This window comes from Aquisalimonas sp., assembly GCF_007120195.1.
Lineage (GTDB): Bacteria > Pseudomonadota > Gammaproteobacteria > Nitrococcales > Aquisalimonadaceae > Aquisalimonas.
Genome location: NZ_SKOG01000124.1, coordinates 1 through 14,112 on the forward strand (window position 1 = coordinate 1; position 14,112 = coordinate 14,112).

Consider the following 14,112-nt stretch of genomic DNA (forward strand, 5'->3'; position numbering starts at 1 on the left):
CCTGACGCTGTTCGAGAAAACACCGTTAGAACAGGCGCTTGCCTTAAGCGATTACATAACCAGCGATCCCGAAACCACTAACCAATTGAATTTGTTCGAAAACTTAACGGGACACTAGTGACCTCCTCGCTGATCTTGATACAGTCGTCGTCGCGCCACTGATTCGTATGAGCGAGTTCCCCCGCCCCCTTAGCGGCGTCAACCCGGTGGTCCAGTTCGCCGGCGAGAGTCTGGTGGTATCAACGCAGGAACTGGCCGGCGTGTCACGCCGCCATCTCGGTGGCGTCGCCGGCACACTTGAGGCCGAGCACGATGCCTTGATCCACGCTCTCGATCTGCTGTTCACCGGGGTCTGATTCAGCATACATGCAAGGCCGGAGCCCTGCGCCACACTGACCTTACCGGCCTCCTGTTATCGACGATGACTCCAGAATCTCCACGCCCGCACTCACGGCCGTCTGCCCGCCAAGTGCTTCTTAGTCTAGTCGTGAGGACGAACGGACAGATGCACTGATTTAGCGAGAGGGGACCCTCGGCTGAGCTGGCGCAAAAGCTCTTCGATCGCTCCCCATTCCCTCTCAATCGCCTCCTTCGAAACCGAAGGGGAATCCTTGCCTCCAGCAATATCGCCTGGGAATATCGCCTCCAGGCGACTTCTATACCAGTCAACCAGAGCCGCGCCGCCAAGCCTCTCAAGGGAAGGCGCATTGAAGTAGATTACCGGCGAACCAACGGTCACCGTGGCAGCCTGCTTCGGGGCTTCCTGGGCCGCGGGGTCTCGCACGTAGATACCGACAGCTGAGGTCTTTCGGGCATTTGAAGAGACCAATGGGCCTTCAGGGTTCAGTTGGCGGGCCAGTTCCAGCAACCTAAGGGCCACAGGATCACCTTCCCGTCCGAACTCCTCAATGGTCTCGTCGTCGGTCCACTGCTTGCCTGACCGGCCGCTCTCTCCGAGCGTGCGCACCTGTTCCTGAATCGTCTCCGCATCCATTGACTGAACACGAACTTCCGGCTTCATTCCCTCATCCGGGAGCGTGACGTGGATTGCGGTGCGGCCTTCGTGGGCCGGATTCGCTCGTTCGGCGTGGTGCTCTACGACATGGACCGCGTCCAGGAGACCGCGCTCGCCGAAGACGCGGACCTGGTCGAGGCGCAGCGCCAGCTCATTCTCGATCCCACCGACGAGGCCAACGTCGCCCAGGCGCGGGCCGACGGACTACCGGACGAGTGGATCGACGCCGCACAGCGCTCGCCGGCCTATCGGCTATTCAAGCAGTGGGAGCTGGCGTTGCCGCTGCACCCGGAGTTCCGGACCTTGCCGATGCTGTTCTACATCCCCCCTCCGCGTCCCTCGACTCCCAGCCGGTGTCGGATCTTGCTTTAAACATGATATTTGTATACATTTATTAGCAAGCGCCACCACACAGGATGCCATGAACACGACGACAGTGGACCCGCCTAGTCTGCGGACGCGCAACAAGCCGCTGGCCCCCGGCGGCTGGCCTTCGCTCAAGCCGGATTCCGGTCTCGGGGTGTCGGTGTACGGTCCTGGGGTGTTACCCCAACGGGACGCACCGCAACGTACGCCGCGCGACAAGGCAATGGCAGGGTAAATTTTCATTGCTTTTAACATGTATCTCGTATACATTGATTATCAGCGCCATCAACCGCGGGAGGTCACATGACCTTTGTTGTCACCGACAACTGCATCAAGTGCAAATACACCGATTGCGTCGAGGTCTGCCCCGTGGACTGCTTCCATGAGGGCCCGAACTTCCTGGCCATCGATCCGGACGAGTGCATCGATTGCACACTGTGCGAACCCGAGTGCCCGGCCGAGGCGATCTACTCGGAAGATGATCTACCGCAGGAGTACGACCACTTCCTCGACCTCAACGCCGAACTGGCCGCCCGGTGGCCGGTGATCACGGAACGCAAGGAGGCGCCGGGGGATGCCGAGGAATGGGACGGCGTCCCGGACAAGCTCCCCCTGCTCGAGCGGTGAGTCACCGCTTCAACGACGAGGTAAACCATGCAACAGAAAACCATTGATCAGGATCTGACAGGCCGGACGCTGGCCGAGCTTGCCGCCGGAATCCCCGGGGCGAGCCGTGTGTTCCGGGAGCATCGCCTGGACTTCTGCTGCGGCGGCGACAAAACCCTCCGGGATGCCGCCACCGCTCGCGGCCTCGACCCCGAGCTCCTGCAGGACGCGTTACGTCAGGAAACCTCCGAGGAGGGAACCGCCGAGGAGATGACCGCAGCCGAGCTGGTGGATCACATCGAGACGCGTTACCACGCGGCACACCGCCAGGAAATCCCGGAACTGATCCGGCTCGCCCGCAAGGTCGAGACCGTGCACCGGGAGCATCCGAATGTCCCAGCAGGCCTGACCACAGCGCTGGAGGACGGGTATGCGCGGCTTGATGCCCACATGAGCGACGAGGAGGCCGTCTTGTTCCCGCAGATTCGCGCGCGCACGGATGCACTATTGGACGAGACATTGAGTCGGTTGCGCGAAGATCATGCCGAGCACGGCGAGCTGCTCGGCCGGCTTGAAGCCCTGACCAACAACTTCACGCCACCGGAAGGTGCATGCCGGACCTGGCAGGCGCTGTACACCGGCACTGAAAAGTTCGTGGCCGACGTCATGGAACACGTGCACCTGGAAAACAACGTCCTTTTCCGACGGGTCAGCGCCTGATTCACCCCGCCCCTGCCCTCGCCCCCGGAGGCGAGGGCAGCCGCCGGGACGCACAATCATGAACTGCACACTTACCTGCCCGAAGGGCCTGAACCCTGCGAAAGCCATTGCGCAAATCAAGAACCTGATGATCGAACGCCGCATCTCAACCACACGCCGGGCCTGTCAACACTCACTGCCCCCGGGATTGCCAGGGTCGGGAGCCGGGACCGGCATCTCTCCACGCACGCGATCTCCGGCAGGCGAAAGCGCGCGAGTGGTCCCGTTAAACCGGTTGCGCTTGGGGAGCGCGAACGTCAGGAGGCGAGAGCAAGCTTGAGCAGACGCCGGGATGTCTGCTGGTCTGCCGCCAAGTCCGCAAGCGTCACCTTATTGAGTTCTGCCAGGAAAGCGTGCCGCGCATTCTCGAGGCTGCGCTTCAGTGCGCAGGCACCGCGCAGCGGACAGGGCTGGCGTTCGCAATCAACGATGGCCATTGATTCCTCAAGCAGCTCAACTACGTCACCCACGCGAATCGTCTCTGCCGGGCGCCCGAGCTGCATCCCTCCCGCGCGCCCCTTGACCGTGTTGAGGTATCCCTGACGCGCGAGCCGGTGGACGACCTTGCGCAAATGCTCTACTGATATCCCGTACACGCGCGCGATCTCCCGCATGGTCACAAGACGATCAGGATTACTGGCGGCATACATCAGGACCCGCAGACCGTAATCGGTGTGCTGCGTCAGCTCCATGCTCGCTCTCCCAGCGATTACCAAAGCCACCAGCACACCGGCTTCGCCAGCGTGCCATTCATAACTTCATGATACATCTATAAGCACCAATGGACCACTGCGCGTCGATGTCTGTACGAGTCCGGCGAGTGCCTTCGCGCCAAGGCACTGCACCATGCTTAAATGATAGCCCCTTCAGCATCTGCCGAGACGCACCACCTAGGGCTCGTAAACTCTGGATTCTTTAATGTTTCTAGAATACACTTTTAAGTTGTCATACACTGCAATCACGAGGTAAGACTGATGAGGGTTAACGGTTACGCAGATGCCTACAATCTTGCAGTTGCCGAGGACGAGCTGCGCGACAGCGCCGCCACTGCGTCCCTTGTCTGTCGGCACCAGCCCGCGTCGGTGCAACGGCGATGCGCGGCCGATCTCGTCGACACCTACGTTTGTGTCTGCGCACAGACAGCGCCGGGAATCCTCGAAGCGCTGCAGAAAGAAGTTATCCGGGCGCTGCCCCGTGGCCATACACCGGCGAAGTCCTCCAGATTCACTACCGACTGGAACACGACCAATCCGCAAGACGCATCCGCTGCAACGGAGGTAGCCCATGGAACGTAACGCATCATGCTTCGCCATTCTTCTTGCGCTCAACTTCGTGGTTTCGGTCGTCGCGCTCCTGGCACTTGTCTGGTCCATTGCCTGCGAATCCATGGCCTGCAGGGCACGAGCGAGGTTGCGGGGGGATCACTATGACCACGTCATGCCGGCCTTCGGCGATGAGCTCTCGAGCGCCGGGGTGGCTGCCGTGACCACCTATGTTCGCTCGCAATGGGGTAATGATACCGGTGAGGTCGATGCGGAGCTGGTCGAGCGCCACCCGGACAGGAGTAGATTTCTGGCACCGTATACGCGCTACACGGCGGCAGTCAGAGAGGGCCTGCCATGAGACGCGCCATCATTGATTTTCACACAGACGAGGAGGACCACTGGGTAGCGGACCTTGAATGCGGCCACACCCAGCACGTACGGCATCGTCCCCGTGGATCCAGCGGCAATGGGTCACCCACGCCCGAGGGCAGGGCCTCCATGCTGGGCTACAGGTTATGGTACAAGCGCTGTGAAGACGGCGAGCCACCCTCTCGCACCCCAGAACCCCCCACCCAGTTGTGAACGACGAAGAGGAAACGATGTGCCAGAAGGAGTCTGGCCATGGTGCCGTGGCACGTCGTCAATCTCGGGGACGCTATCATGGCCGATGAGGCTCTGGTCGACGTGAGACAGCGATTCGATCGTCTCTATCACCAACGCGGCCGCCCCTCTAACATGGCGCTTTACGTGCGGCACGTACCAGAAGGTCGATTGCACTGCTGGGTGACCGAGGAGCTACACAAGCTGATGGCCCCCGATCGCCCGGTATCCACCGAGTGGATCACCAAGATGGTGGCAGCCGCAAGAATCGTTTGTCAGGTGAGGCCCATTCGAGCCGCCCCGGGGCGAATGCGTGCCTGGGCGCGGATCAATGCGCGAACGGCGTCTCACCGCACACGATCGGCCCATCCGGCTTCCCGCTGCATGGTGGCGGTGCCGCCGTTCGCCATGGCGCGCAGCCCCTGGGGATCCTCAAGGGAGATCTCCTTGCCGGCGGCGGTGATCCAGCCGTTATCGATGAAGCGGCGGAACAGCCGACTCATGGTCTCTGGAGCAAGGCCCAGATAGTTGCTGATGTCATGGCGCGACATGGGCAGGCGGCACCGCGTCGCGGAAAGCCCACGCCTGGAGAAGCGATCGGAGAGGCTGATCAGCAGGATCGCAAGACGCTGCTCCGCGGTGCGCCGGGCGAGGGCGTGCAGCATCTCCTGTTCGCTGAAGATCTCCTTGCTCATGAGGCGCAGGAGCTGACGCTGCAGCCCCGGGATCTGCTCGGCGAGGTCTTCGAGTTCCTTGAAGGGGATCTCGCAGACGCTGGTCGTCTCCATCGCACAGGCGGTGGAGGAATGAGTGCCGAAGCTGATGGCATCAAGGCCCACCAGTTCGCCGGGCAGGTAGAACGCGGTAATGTGTTCCTCACCGTCCTCGGAAACATACATGCTCTTCACCGCACCGGTACGCACAGCGTAGATGGCTTCAAAGCGCGCTCCGGCACGGTAGAGCACCTCACCCCGCGAAAGTGGTCGACGGCGCTGCACAATGTTGTCCAGCACGTCCACGTCCAGGCTCTCCAGCGCGACCGGCAGACAGAGGTCGCTGAGGCTGCAGGTGCGGCATGTCGCCCGAATCAGCCGGAGGCGAACCGCGTCCGCTTTCCATTCCGCCATCTCGCGCTACTCCTTGCAGCCCTGATTATTGTTACAGACAAGTGAAGGTTAGTATGGATGAGATCGGGCGATTAACCATTGAGTATAATAGCGACTGCGTACTGGTCCGAGTGTTCCATAGTGGTGTCGGGTCATGTCAGCGCGCACGGCTCCCTCCAGATCACTGAGCGTGCTACGGCGCCGCTCAACGCGCATCAGGCGGCTGGCGCTCAACTCGCGGAGAATGCGCGAGGGGGCCTCCGGCGTCACGAACAGCAGCCATGCAACCACGCGTTTGGGCGCGGGCAGTTGTACTTCTTCGCCGGCCCAGCCACAACGCCCGGCGCAGGTGAAGCACCGCGGCGTGCTCTGTGTGTCCGCCCCGGGCTGACGCCGCGATGGGTTCCAGCGTCTCGTCAGCGAAGTTGCCCTCGCCCACGCCGGCATGGCGCCCGGCCTGGAGGTCTCGCGGCTTGCGGCGCACAATGAGCGAGGTCATGGAATCCACAGGCCGGATGGCCGCCAGTTCTGCCCCAGCGGTCAGCCCACGGGACGCAAGCAGCTGACCCTCGCGGGGTAACGGTGGCGCGAGCACTCGCAGAGGACTTGCGTACGTTACCGTCCAGACAAGGCCTGGGTTTATCTACACGCTCTCGCGGAAGGCGCTGCGCCTCACGGTCGCCCCTATACTGCCGCGCCCCGACGCTGCACAGGGACGGGAAACGCAATCAGCTTAAATGACAGGACACTAGAGCGTGAGAACGATCGAACAATGGTTCGAATCATTGATTTTCGCCAGTCGTTGGTTGTTGGCACCATTTTTCTTGGGCCTTATTATCAGTATTGTCGTCCTTTTTATCAAGTTCGCCACGGAACTGGGCGCCCTCGTATGGAGTGTTGTGACCCCGTCAGAGCATGACACCGTTATTTCTATTCTGACACTTGTTGATACATCACTCATCGCGATTCTTCTCCTGATAATCGTCTTTGGTGCCTACGAGAGTTTTGTTTCTAAAATCGATGTCGGTGAGCATGAAGACCGTCCCGTATGGATGGGCACAGTCGGCTTCGCCGATCTGAAAATCAAACTTCTTGGAGCAATTATTGCCATCTCGGCAGTGGAGTTGCTAAAGGCATTTCTCGTTATAGATCAGTACAGTAATGAGCAGTTGGCCTGGAAAATAGGGATTCATCTGGCACTGCTGTTATCGTTGGTTTTCTTTGCTCTTGCCGATTGGATTGGGCAAAAAGGAAAGAACAAAAGTGCGGACGACGATTAAAACCACCCGGCGTCCATCGCCGTAACCGTGAGGAGGTGTCACGACCTTGTCCAAACACCGAACTGTTGCGGTCTCCCGGCGCCGGGTGTTGGTTATCGCGAACTCGTCCGCCGGTCGTGTACGCGACTCCCTGGACGAAGCCTTGAAAGTGTTAAAGGAGCAGGGCTGCGATTATACGATCGAAACGCCGGAAAATGCCGACATCCTGATTGAGACTGTCAGCAACGGCAGACAAAACTACGATGCCGTAGTGATTGCCGGTGGCGATGGCACCTTGAATGCTGCATTGCCGGCGCTGATGGGTGAGGGTGCTCCCATCGGCATTTTGCCCTTTGGCACGGCCAACGACCTGGCGCGAACCCTCGAGTTGCCACTGGAGCCAACCGATGCGGCCCGTGTTGTTGCCAGCGGTCGGGTGCGGCGTATTGATGTCGGCTGTCTTAATCAGCGGTATTTTTTCAATGTGGCCCATGTCGGCGTTGGCGCGCGGGCGAAACGCAGTGTGACGGAGGAGAGTAAACGCCGCTGGCGGGGGCTGAGTTATCCCATGGCCCTGGTACAGACGCTCAAGACATATCGACCTTTCCGGGTTCGAATTGACGTGGATGGCCACTCGCGACGGTTGTGGGCTGTGCACGTAGCCGTGGGAAGTGGCTGCTACTTCGGGGGCGGCGTGCCGGTGAGCGCGGAGGCGCACATTGCGGATGGAAAGCTGGATGTCTATTGCATTCGCGCGGTTGGCCCTTGGCGCCTGCTGCGTGCCGTGGGCGCCATCTGGCGTGGTGGGCCGGGGCCAGATACGCTCTGGCGTGCCAGCGGGCATACCATCGAGCTCATAACGAGACGGCCGCATCACATCACGGCGGATGGAGAGGCATTTGGTAAGACGCCCGCCTCATTCCATGTTGAAGCGGGGGTAGTGCCTGTCATCGTCCCTGAACAACGCACCGAGGGAAAAGCCCATGTTCCGTAATAAGGAGACTGTTGCGCTGAACGATATACTCGTGCAGTGCGAATCAAATGCCAAGCATTTGCATTACACCGTAGACCTGCTGGAACGCGAGGAGGATCGCGCCCTGCTCAAACAGCTTGCCGACGAACGTGTCGATTTCGCCGAACAGCTTCGGCGTCGGATAATGCAGGGTGGTGAGCTTGCGGATACCGCAGACACTGAACTGGACACGCTGCAGGAACTTGGCGAGACACTGGCCTCGAACCTCGCCGCATGGGGACGGCAGGAATTGCTGCAGGCCCGCATCGAGGATGAAGAGAAGCTTATTGCCACGGTAGATGAGGCATTGACGTTCGCCATGCCACCCGACTACGGACCACTACTCGAGCACATCAGGGGACAGGCGAAAACAGGCGTCGCAGGCCTTCGCGGACGTCGTTGCGCAGATAGAGCACCCAATCGACGATGAGCACGGGGTTGGATGACACCGCCGCCGGATGTTTTTCTGTCATGGGAACCAAAGCGCTCCTGCCAACCCTGCAGGATTACTTTCAAGACACACCTGCGCCGGTGGTTTGCGCGCAATTGTTCGGGAGCCATGCCAGAAGCGATCAGGGCTCCGACAGTGATGTAGACGTCGCGGTAGTGTTGCAGGAAGCGTGCGGGAGCAGCCTGCTGGGGCCGATCACCGTACTGCGAGGGGGACTGGAGCGGCTGCTCGGGCGGGAGGTCGACGCGATCGATCTGCGCAAAGCGCCCGTGGATCTGATCCACCGCGTCCTGCGCGACGGACACTTACTTATGGACCGCGAGCCAAGCACCCGTGCCCTTTTCAAAGTGCATGCCCGCAACGCGTATTTCGACCTCCTGCCGCATCTCCGTCGTTACCGCCGGGGAGCACTCGCGTGACAGATATCGAACTCATGGAAAAGAGGCTCGTCTTCAGCGCCCTCATGGTGGCCGTCTTCAAGCCCTGACCATCGGGTCAAAAAGCTGTCTGGGCAGCTCCGTGATCGTGGAGGGAGCGATAGGCCGGGACAGCAGGAACCCCTGCACGAGTGCACACCCGGCGTGTCGCAAGAATTCCAGCTGGTCGCGGTTTTCCACCCCTTCAGCCACGGTTTTCAGGCCAAGCGTCGTGGCCATGGCAATGATGGTTCGCGTCAGCGTTTTATCATGGGATTCACCCGGGAGGCCATCGATGAAGGAGCGGTCGATCTTCAGACCGCTAATGGGCATGCGGCGCAGATAATCCAGTGAGGAATAACCGGTGCCGAAATCATCGATGAAAATCTTCACGCCAGCTTCATGCAGTCGCTTCATGTTCGCCGTCACGTGGCGACTGTGACTGACCAGAGAAAACTCGGTGACTTCGATGCAAAGCAGGCTCGAACTGATGCCGGCAGAGGCAAGTTTGTCGATAATGCCCTGTGCAAATGCTGCGTCCTGGAGCTCTATCGCGCTCACATTGACCGCTACCGGGACATCGCATTGGCCGTTGCGATGCCACTCGGCCAACTGGCGGCAGGCCTCTGTAACAACCCATTGACCGATTGGCAGAATCAACCCAGTCTCCTCGGCGATCGGGATGAACTGCGCCGGCGAGACATCACCAAGCTCGTCGTCATGCCAGCGGACCAGGGCTTCCAGGCTAGTCATGCGGCCATCGCTAAGCCGGGTGATGGGCTGGTAGAAGAGCTGGAAATCCTGCTTGTCTGTGGCGCGGCGCAAGCGGGATTCAACCGCCACGCGATGGGAAATATCCACCGAATCAGCCTGGCTGACGAAGCGGACTCCCCTTCGGGGCTCGCAATCGGGGGCATGGATGGCGGCCGCGGCCCGCTCGATGAGGCGGGACGGTGTCACCCCGTGTTCCGGGAATACAGATCCGCCAACCTGGATGTGCAGGTAATGCTCGCGCCCCTCCACGGTGAAGGGACGATCCAGACCGATACGGATTCGTTCAGTGACTGTATCCACATGGTTCTCGCCTGGACCGGGGCCGGGCAGCACCAGAACGCACTCGTCAGCCTGGAGGCGGGCCGCCGTTCCGCCCGCGGGACAGCATTCCCTGAGACGGTCGGCGAGCTGCTCCAGTATCCGGTCGCCCACATTGCTGCCATAACTCTGATTGATCATGCGCAGTCCCTTGATGTTGAACACCAGCACGACGATGTTGCGTCCGTCACGCTGGCTCAAGTCGATCAGGTTTTGCAGGCGATCTATCAGCAGGCGTCGGTTGGGCAAGTGAGTCAGCGGGTCAAAGTAGGCGGAAAACTCCATCGAAGCCCGAAGGAGGCTCAAATCATGGATATGATGCAACTCATTCTCGACGAGATCCCCAAACTCACGAAGCCAGTTACACTCCCGATTGCTGAACTGCCGGGGCTTGTGATCGAGCACACAGAGCGTTCCGATCGGGTAGCCCTTCGGCCCGTGTACCACCGCGCCGGCATAAAAGCGGACATAGGGCTCACCGGAAACCAGGGGATTGTCGGCAAATCGGAAATCCTGAGTGGCATCCGGAATGACGAAAACCCTGTCCTGATGGTTCAGGGCATGGGCGCAGAAAGACTCATCACGATGGATTTCATGCCTGTCGACGCCACAGGATGACTTGAACCACTGACGGTCGCGATCCACCAGCGAGACGAGCACGATCGGGAATTCGAAAAGCTCGGCGATCAGGTGGGTATATCGGTCAAAACGCAGTTCCGAAGCGGTATCCAGGACCCGCAGAGAATAAAGGTCTGCCAGGCGCTCCTCCTCGTTTTCGGGAATTTCGGCTGGCTGGAACTTGTGCTTTCTTTCCTCCATGACGGACCGCCCCGTACCCCGACCCGCGTGTTCATAGTTAGGTTAGCTTACGCCCGCAAGGGCTGCTGTGGCCAACCTCCGCGCTGTGATTGCTCTGCCCCTGAATTAAACGCGTGACGACGGCACCTCCGGGAGCCCTGGCGAATTCGGGATTGCTCGCTACCATTGATATAGGTGTCAACGGTGACACCCCGACGAGGGACGAGTGGCCGTGGACCGAAGCCGAGCGTATCCGGACGCGTTTAGGCAACGGGAACAAGCGCGTCTCAATGCCCGGCGAGATGCGGCGGGCGTGGCCGGCAGGCGCACAGGCACCGTGGGCTTCGGCTTATCCGGGGGTGGCGTCCGTAGCGCCACCTTTGCCTTGGGATTTTTCCAGGGCCTGGCCCGCTATCGCCAGATTCGATACATCGATTACCTGTCCACGGTCTCCGGTGGCGGCTATTTCGGCGCTTTCCTCGGGCGCTTGCATACCCGCGAATGCCTGGACACTGTCGACGACGTGGAATACGTGCTCGGTGGCGAGGCGGGCCCCGAGTCCCAGCCATACCAGACGAGCCATTCCTCCCCCGCCCGCGACCGACTGCTGGGCTATCGGGCGGATGTCCTGCGCTACCTGCGCGAAAATGCCCAGTACCTCAACCCCAACGGCTCGGGTGACACAGTGCTCGGTGGCGTGGTGCTGCTTCGCAATTTGATCAGCGTGCACGTGGCGCTGGGCTTGTTTGTATTGCTGGCGCTGTTTGTGCTGCAACTGCCTTATGTCCTGCTGGCTGCAACGGATGTGATGCGTGTTCCTCCGTTACGCATCCAGGAGCCGATACTGCTCAGCCCCTACATCGTTCCCACCGTCTGTGCCATTGCCTTGCTGATGGTTCCCACCGGTTGGGCGTACTGGCTCGTCGGCCACCAGCGCGGCGTCTCTCCCGGTGAGGCGAGACTGCACGCACTGGCACCGCTCGTGCTCGTATTCCTGGCCGGTCTTGCAATTGTGCTTTTCAAGCTCAGCGGTCGTGCACCGGCCAACCTGCTTGCCTGGACTCTGATCGCCATTGGCGTGCTCACCCTGCTTACCGCTATCTTGGTCGACCGCCACCTGCTGCGGCGACTCCTCTCCGGAAATGTTGCCGAGAATGATCCCGCCACGCAGGACACGGGCCAGATGCGTCAACGCGTCTCGTACTGGCACATGCTGGCGTTGCTCATATTCGCGGCGCTGCTGCTGATAACGATCGTGGATACTGCCGGGGCGACGCTATACTGGCGTCTGTTCGCTGACGAGGCACCACCCCTCTCTGGATTGATGGCCGGCGGAGCGACACTCCTAGGAGTTCTGGCCGCCGCGCAGCAGCTCATCACGCGCTTGGCGCCAAGAACGGGGGCACAACCCGGGATTCCAACGAGCCTCGTTGCCTGGGGCCTGGCGATGGCCCTGCTGACCCTGTACCTGCTGGTCATAGGCACCCTCGCTCATGGGATAAGCCACGGGTATGCGCTGCTGCTGCGATACAACGCCGCCGACCCCAGCGACGTCGCCGGTAGGGCGCTGTATGCAGCCTTGGTACTTGCGGCCGTGGTCCTGCTTGTGGGCCGGCTTCGCGCGTTCGTCAACCGCTCGGGTCACCATGCACTTTACATGGCACGCATAACGCGGGCTTTTCTGGGGGCGTCCAATCCACTCCGGCACCGGGGACCCAATCGTTCGTCGCTGCACGTGGTGTCGGGGGACGACGCCGCGCTGGACGCCTACCATGCGCCCCCCATCGACGCGGCTAGCGCCGCCTGGCGTGCCGCCCCCCTCCACCTGATCAATGTCACGGTGAACGAGACGATCGACGGTCGATCGAAAATTCAACGACGGGATCGCAAGGGAATCGGGCTCGCCTTTGGACCTTGCGGAATGAGCCTCGGCGTGAGGCACCACGCACTCTATCCGGATCCTCATAAGGGCGCGGGCGACGAGGCGGCCGGGTGTTGCACCATCTACCCGGACGGCGACGAGGAGTATAAAGCCTTTGCCTACCCGACCCGCTCGGGCTCCCGGGCGTGCCCCTGGGAGCCGCTTTCCGTGGGTGCGCTGGTGGCGATCTCAGGCGCGGCTTTCAGCACCGGGCTCGGATCGCGCACAAGCCTGCCCATCAGTGTACTCTGCGGCCTAGCGAACCTGCGGCTGGGCTATTGGTGGGATTCCGGCGTGAGCGCGAAACTCCGGGGGCAAACCCAGCCGCCGGTTGCTTTGTGGCGGCGCATGCTGGGTCGGGTCATTCCTATCTACAGCTTTCTGCTGGCCGAGATACTCGCCCGATTCAGGGGCACAGTCTGGCGGCACTGGTATCTCTCGGATGGCGGACACTTCGAAAATCTGGGCGGCTACGAGTTGATCCGTCGTCGCCTCACGTTGATCGTCATACTCGATGCCGAAGCCGACCCCGACTACACATTTCCCGGCCTGGCCGGCCTGATTCGAAAGGCGCGCATTGATTTTGGCGCCGACATCGAGTTCCTGGATGCCGACGAGCTCGAGGCCATGGGACTCGGCCATGTATTCGGATCGCTGGATCAGATGCGCCGGCGAAAAACCGGCGAGACCATGGTGACGGCTGATGGCCAACCTTGCTCACCCTGCCTGTCTCACAAGCACTTTGCTCTGGCCAAAGTCCGTTACGATGACGAACCGGCACAGAGCGTTGCGCCGATGCGCTGGCTCGTCTACGTCAAGCCCACCATGACCGGCAAGGAGCCGGCAGATCTTGCCGAGTATCTGGCTAACCACCCAAGCTTCCCGCACCAGCCCACCAGCGATCAGTTCTTCGACGAGGATCAGTGGGAGAGCTACCGCATGCTTGGTGAGTGCATGGCCCAGCTGCTATGTCAAAAGGGCGACAGCAGGGGCGCAGAGAACGGCTGGAGTTTCTGCGCGCAGATGCGTCAGTAGGGGCGCAATCCCTGTTGCCAGGCGGCGGAGATAGCATAGCGCACCTGCGCGGTGCCGATGAACGCGCCCACTGAGGCGGGTACCGGTGGCGGCCGCGCGAACATGCGGGTACAGACGTGGTGCTCATGGAAGGCGCGCATCGTCATGGACCGAAGTACGCTGCGTTTGACGCCCAATATCGAGGCCATCGATGAGGTCTGTGCAACCCGACTATCCGCGACACCGGGAAGCGCCGTTGTGTCTGCGCAATCGGCGGCAGCAGTGGTGAAAACAAAAATGTTGCATCGCACCATTCCCGCTGCTATAGTGCACCGCAACAAGGTTGGAGAAGGGCTCCAGACCTTGTCAGAATCCGCAACCAAATGAGGTTTTAGCCATGAGCAACCCAACGATCAATCAGGTCAACGAGCA

Annotated in this window: 15 protein-coding genes and 2 pseudogenes; 13 read left to right on the forward strand and 4 right to left on the reverse strand. The window is 60.9% G+C overall.

Features of this window, described 5'->3' with window-relative positions:
* Positions 1 to 125: 125 nt before the first annotated feature.
* A pseudogene (locus tag QZT63_RS09340) lies at positions 126 to 356 on the forward strand (CcdB family protein); the annotation flags it as partial.
* A gap of 125 nt (positions 357 to 481) precedes the next feature.
* On the opposite strand, the gene QZT63_RS09345 reads toward QZT63_RS09340, so the two are convergent.
* Positions 482 to 1,021: a hypothetical protein gene (locus tag QZT63_RS09345; protein ID WP_290650593.1), complete on the reverse strand. Its 540-nt coding sequence runs from the start codon at positions 1,019 to 1,021 to the stop codon at positions 482 to 484.
* A gap of 21 nt (positions 1,022 to 1,042) precedes the next feature.
* Here QZT63_RS09345 and QZT63_RS09350 point away from each other — a divergent pair, with 21 nt between their 5' ends.
* The 4 genes and pseudogenes from QZT63_RS09350 to QZT63_RS09365 form a co-directional block, all read left to right on the forward strand.
* Positions 1,043 to 1,387, forward strand: a complete 345-nt coding sequence (locus QZT63_RS09350; protein WP_290650594.1) for a hypothetical protein — start codon at positions 1,043 to 1,045, stop codon at positions 1,385 to 1,387.
* Positions 1,388 to 1,684: 297 nt separating this feature from the next.
* Entirely contained in the window at positions 1,685 to 2,008 is a 324-nt protein-coding gene (gene fdxA, locus QZT63_RS09355) for a ferredoxin FdxA (RefSeq protein ID WP_290650596.1), read from the forward strand.
* Positions 2,009 to 2,035: 27 nt separating this feature from the next.
* The gene (ric, locus tag QZT63_RS09360) at positions 2,036 to 2,707 is read left to right on the forward strand and encodes an iron-sulfur cluster repair di-iron protein (protein ID WP_290650598.1); all 672 of its coding nucleotides are present in this window, start codon (positions 2,036 to 2,038) and stop codon (positions 2,705 to 2,707) included.
* Positions 2,708 to 2,759: 52 nt separating this feature from the next.
* Positions 2,760 to 2,852, forward strand: a pseudogene (locus QZT63_RS09365) (succinate dehydrogenase iron-sulfur subunit); the annotation flags it as partial.
* Between the two features lie 151 nt (positions 2,853 to 3,003).
* Here QZT63_RS09365 and QZT63_RS09370 read toward each other — a convergent pair.
* Positions 3,004 to 3,438: an Rrf2 family transcriptional regulator gene (locus tag QZT63_RS09370; protein ID WP_290650600.1), complete on the reverse strand. Its 435-nt coding sequence runs from the start codon at positions 3,436 to 3,438 to the stop codon at positions 3,004 to 3,006.
* A gap of 282 nt (positions 3,439 to 3,720) precedes the next feature.
* Here QZT63_RS09370 and QZT63_RS09375 point away from each other — a divergent pair, with 282 nt between their 5' ends.
* The 3 genes from QZT63_RS09375 to QZT63_RS09385 are packed head-to-tail and all read left to right on the forward strand — an operon-like array spanning position 3,721 to position 4,593.
* The gene (locus QZT63_RS09375) at positions 3,721 to 4,041 is read left to right on the forward strand and encodes a hypothetical protein (RefSeq protein ID WP_290650603.1); all 321 of its coding nucleotides are present in this window, start codon (positions 3,721 to 3,723) and stop codon (positions 4,039 to 4,041) included.
* Positions 4,031 to 4,369, forward strand: coding sequence for a cytochrome c (locus tag QZT63_RS09380; protein ID WP_290650604.1), 339 nt, complete (start codon positions 4,031 to 4,033; stop codon positions 4,367 to 4,369). The genes QZT63_RS09375 and QZT63_RS09380 overlap by 11 nt, the downstream gene beginning before the upstream one ends.
* Positions 4,366 to 4,593 (forward strand): DUF3565 domain-containing protein, encoded by a 228-nt coding sequence (locus QZT63_RS09385; RefSeq protein ID WP_290650605.1) that lies wholly within the window; start codon positions 4,366 to 4,368, stop codon positions 4,591 to 4,593. Before QZT63_RS09380 ends, QZT63_RS09385 begins: the two co-directional genes overlap by 4 nt.
* A 365-nt stretch (positions 4,594 to 4,958) precedes the next feature.
* On the opposite strand, the gene fnr is transcribed toward QZT63_RS09385, so the two are convergent.
* Entirely contained in the window at positions 4,959 to 5,738 is a 780-nt protein-coding gene (fnr, locus tag QZT63_RS09390) for a fumarate/nitrate reduction transcriptional regulator Fnr (protein ID WP_290650607.1), read from the reverse strand.
* A 734-nt stretch (positions 5,739 to 6,472) separates the two neighbouring features.
* On the opposite strand from fnr, the gene QZT63_RS09395 reads away from it, so the two are divergent.
* Genes QZT63_RS09395 through QZT63_RS09410 form a run of 4 tightly spaced genes read left to right on the forward strand, consistent with a single transcriptional unit; the run spans position 6,473 to position 8,858 of the window.
* A complete protein-coding gene (locus tag QZT63_RS09395) occupies positions 6,473 to 6,997 on the forward strand; it encodes a YqhA family protein (protein ID WP_290650608.1) in 525 nt (174 codons plus the stop codon).
* A gap of 46 nt (positions 6,998 to 7,043) precedes the next feature.
* On the forward strand, positions 7,044 to 7,970 hold the full coding sequence (locus tag QZT63_RS09400) for a lipid kinase (RefSeq protein ID WP_290650610.1): 927 nt from the start codon (positions 7,044 to 7,046) through the stop codon (positions 7,968 to 7,970).
* Complete coding sequence (locus tag QZT63_RS09405; RefSeq protein WP_290650612.1) at positions 7,960 to 8,418, forward strand: hypothetical protein; 459 nt, start codon at positions 7,960 to 7,962, stop codon at positions 8,416 to 8,418. The genes QZT63_RS09400 and QZT63_RS09405 overlap by 11 nt, the downstream gene beginning before the upstream one ends.
* Positions 8,419 to 8,426: 8 nt before the next feature.
* On the forward strand, positions 8,427 to 8,858 hold the full coding sequence (locus tag QZT63_RS09410) for a nucleotidyltransferase domain-containing protein (RefSeq protein WP_290650614.1): 432 nt from the start codon (positions 8,427 to 8,429) through the stop codon (positions 8,856 to 8,858).
* A 57-nt stretch (positions 8,859 to 8,915) separates the two neighbouring features.
* Here the strand turns inward: QZT63_RS09410 and QZT63_RS09415 are convergent, their stop codons facing one another.
* On the reverse strand, positions 8,916 to 10,766 hold the full coding sequence (locus tag QZT63_RS09415; RefSeq protein WP_290650616.1) for a GGDEF domain-containing protein: 1,851 nt from the start codon (positions 10,764 to 10,766) through the stop codon (positions 8,916 to 8,918).
* Between the two features lie 211 nt (positions 10,767 to 10,977).
* Here QZT63_RS09415 and QZT63_RS09420 point away from each other — a divergent pair, with 211 nt between their 5' ends.
* Complete coding sequence (locus QZT63_RS09420; RefSeq protein ID WP_290650618.1) at positions 10,978 to 13,701, forward strand: hypothetical protein; 2,724 nt, start codon at positions 10,978 to 10,980, stop codon at positions 13,699 to 13,701.
* Positions 13,702 to 14,112 lie beyond the last annotated feature (411 nt).

Bases quoted from the DNA above. Each gene is read 5' to 3' on its own strand.
- QZT63_RS09345 (WP_290650593.1), bottom strand. From the start codon at position 1,021: ATGAAGCCGGAAGTTCGTGTTCAGTCAATGGATGCGGAGACGATTCAG.
- QZT63_RS09405 (WP_290650612.1), top strand. From the start codon at position 7,960: ATGTTCCGTAATAAGGAGACTGTTGCGCTGAACGATATACTCGTGCAG.
- QZT63_RS09370 (WP_290650600.1), bottom strand. From the start codon at position 3,438: ATGGAGCTGACGCAGCACACCGATTACGGTCTGCGGGTCCTGATGTAT.
- fdxA (WP_290650596.1), top strand. From the start codon at position 1,685: ATGACCTTTGTTGTCACCGACAACTGCATCAAGTGCAAATACACCGAT.
- QZT63_RS09375 (WP_290650603.1), top strand. From the start codon at position 3,721: ATGAGGGTTAACGGTTACGCAGATGCCTACAATCTTGCAGTTGCCGAG.
- ric (WP_290650598.1), top strand. From the start codon at position 2,036: ATGCAACAGAAAACCATTGATCAGGATCTGACAGGCCGGACGCTGGCC.
- fnr (WP_290650607.1), bottom strand. From the start codon at position 5,738: ATGGCGGAATGGAAAGCGGACGCGGTTCGCCTCCGGCTGATTCGGGCG.
- QZT63_RS09380 (WP_290650604.1), top strand. From the start codon at position 4,031: ATGGAACGTAACGCATCATGCTTCGCCATTCTTCTTGCGCTCAACTTC.
- QZT63_RS09415 (WP_290650616.1), bottom strand. From the start codon at position 10,766: ATGGAGGAAAGAAAGCACAAGTTCCAGCCAGCCGAAATTCCCGAAAAC.
- QZT63_RS09385 (WP_290650605.1), top strand. From the start codon at position 4,366: ATGAGACGCGCCATCATTGATTTTCACACAGACGAGGAGGACCACTGG.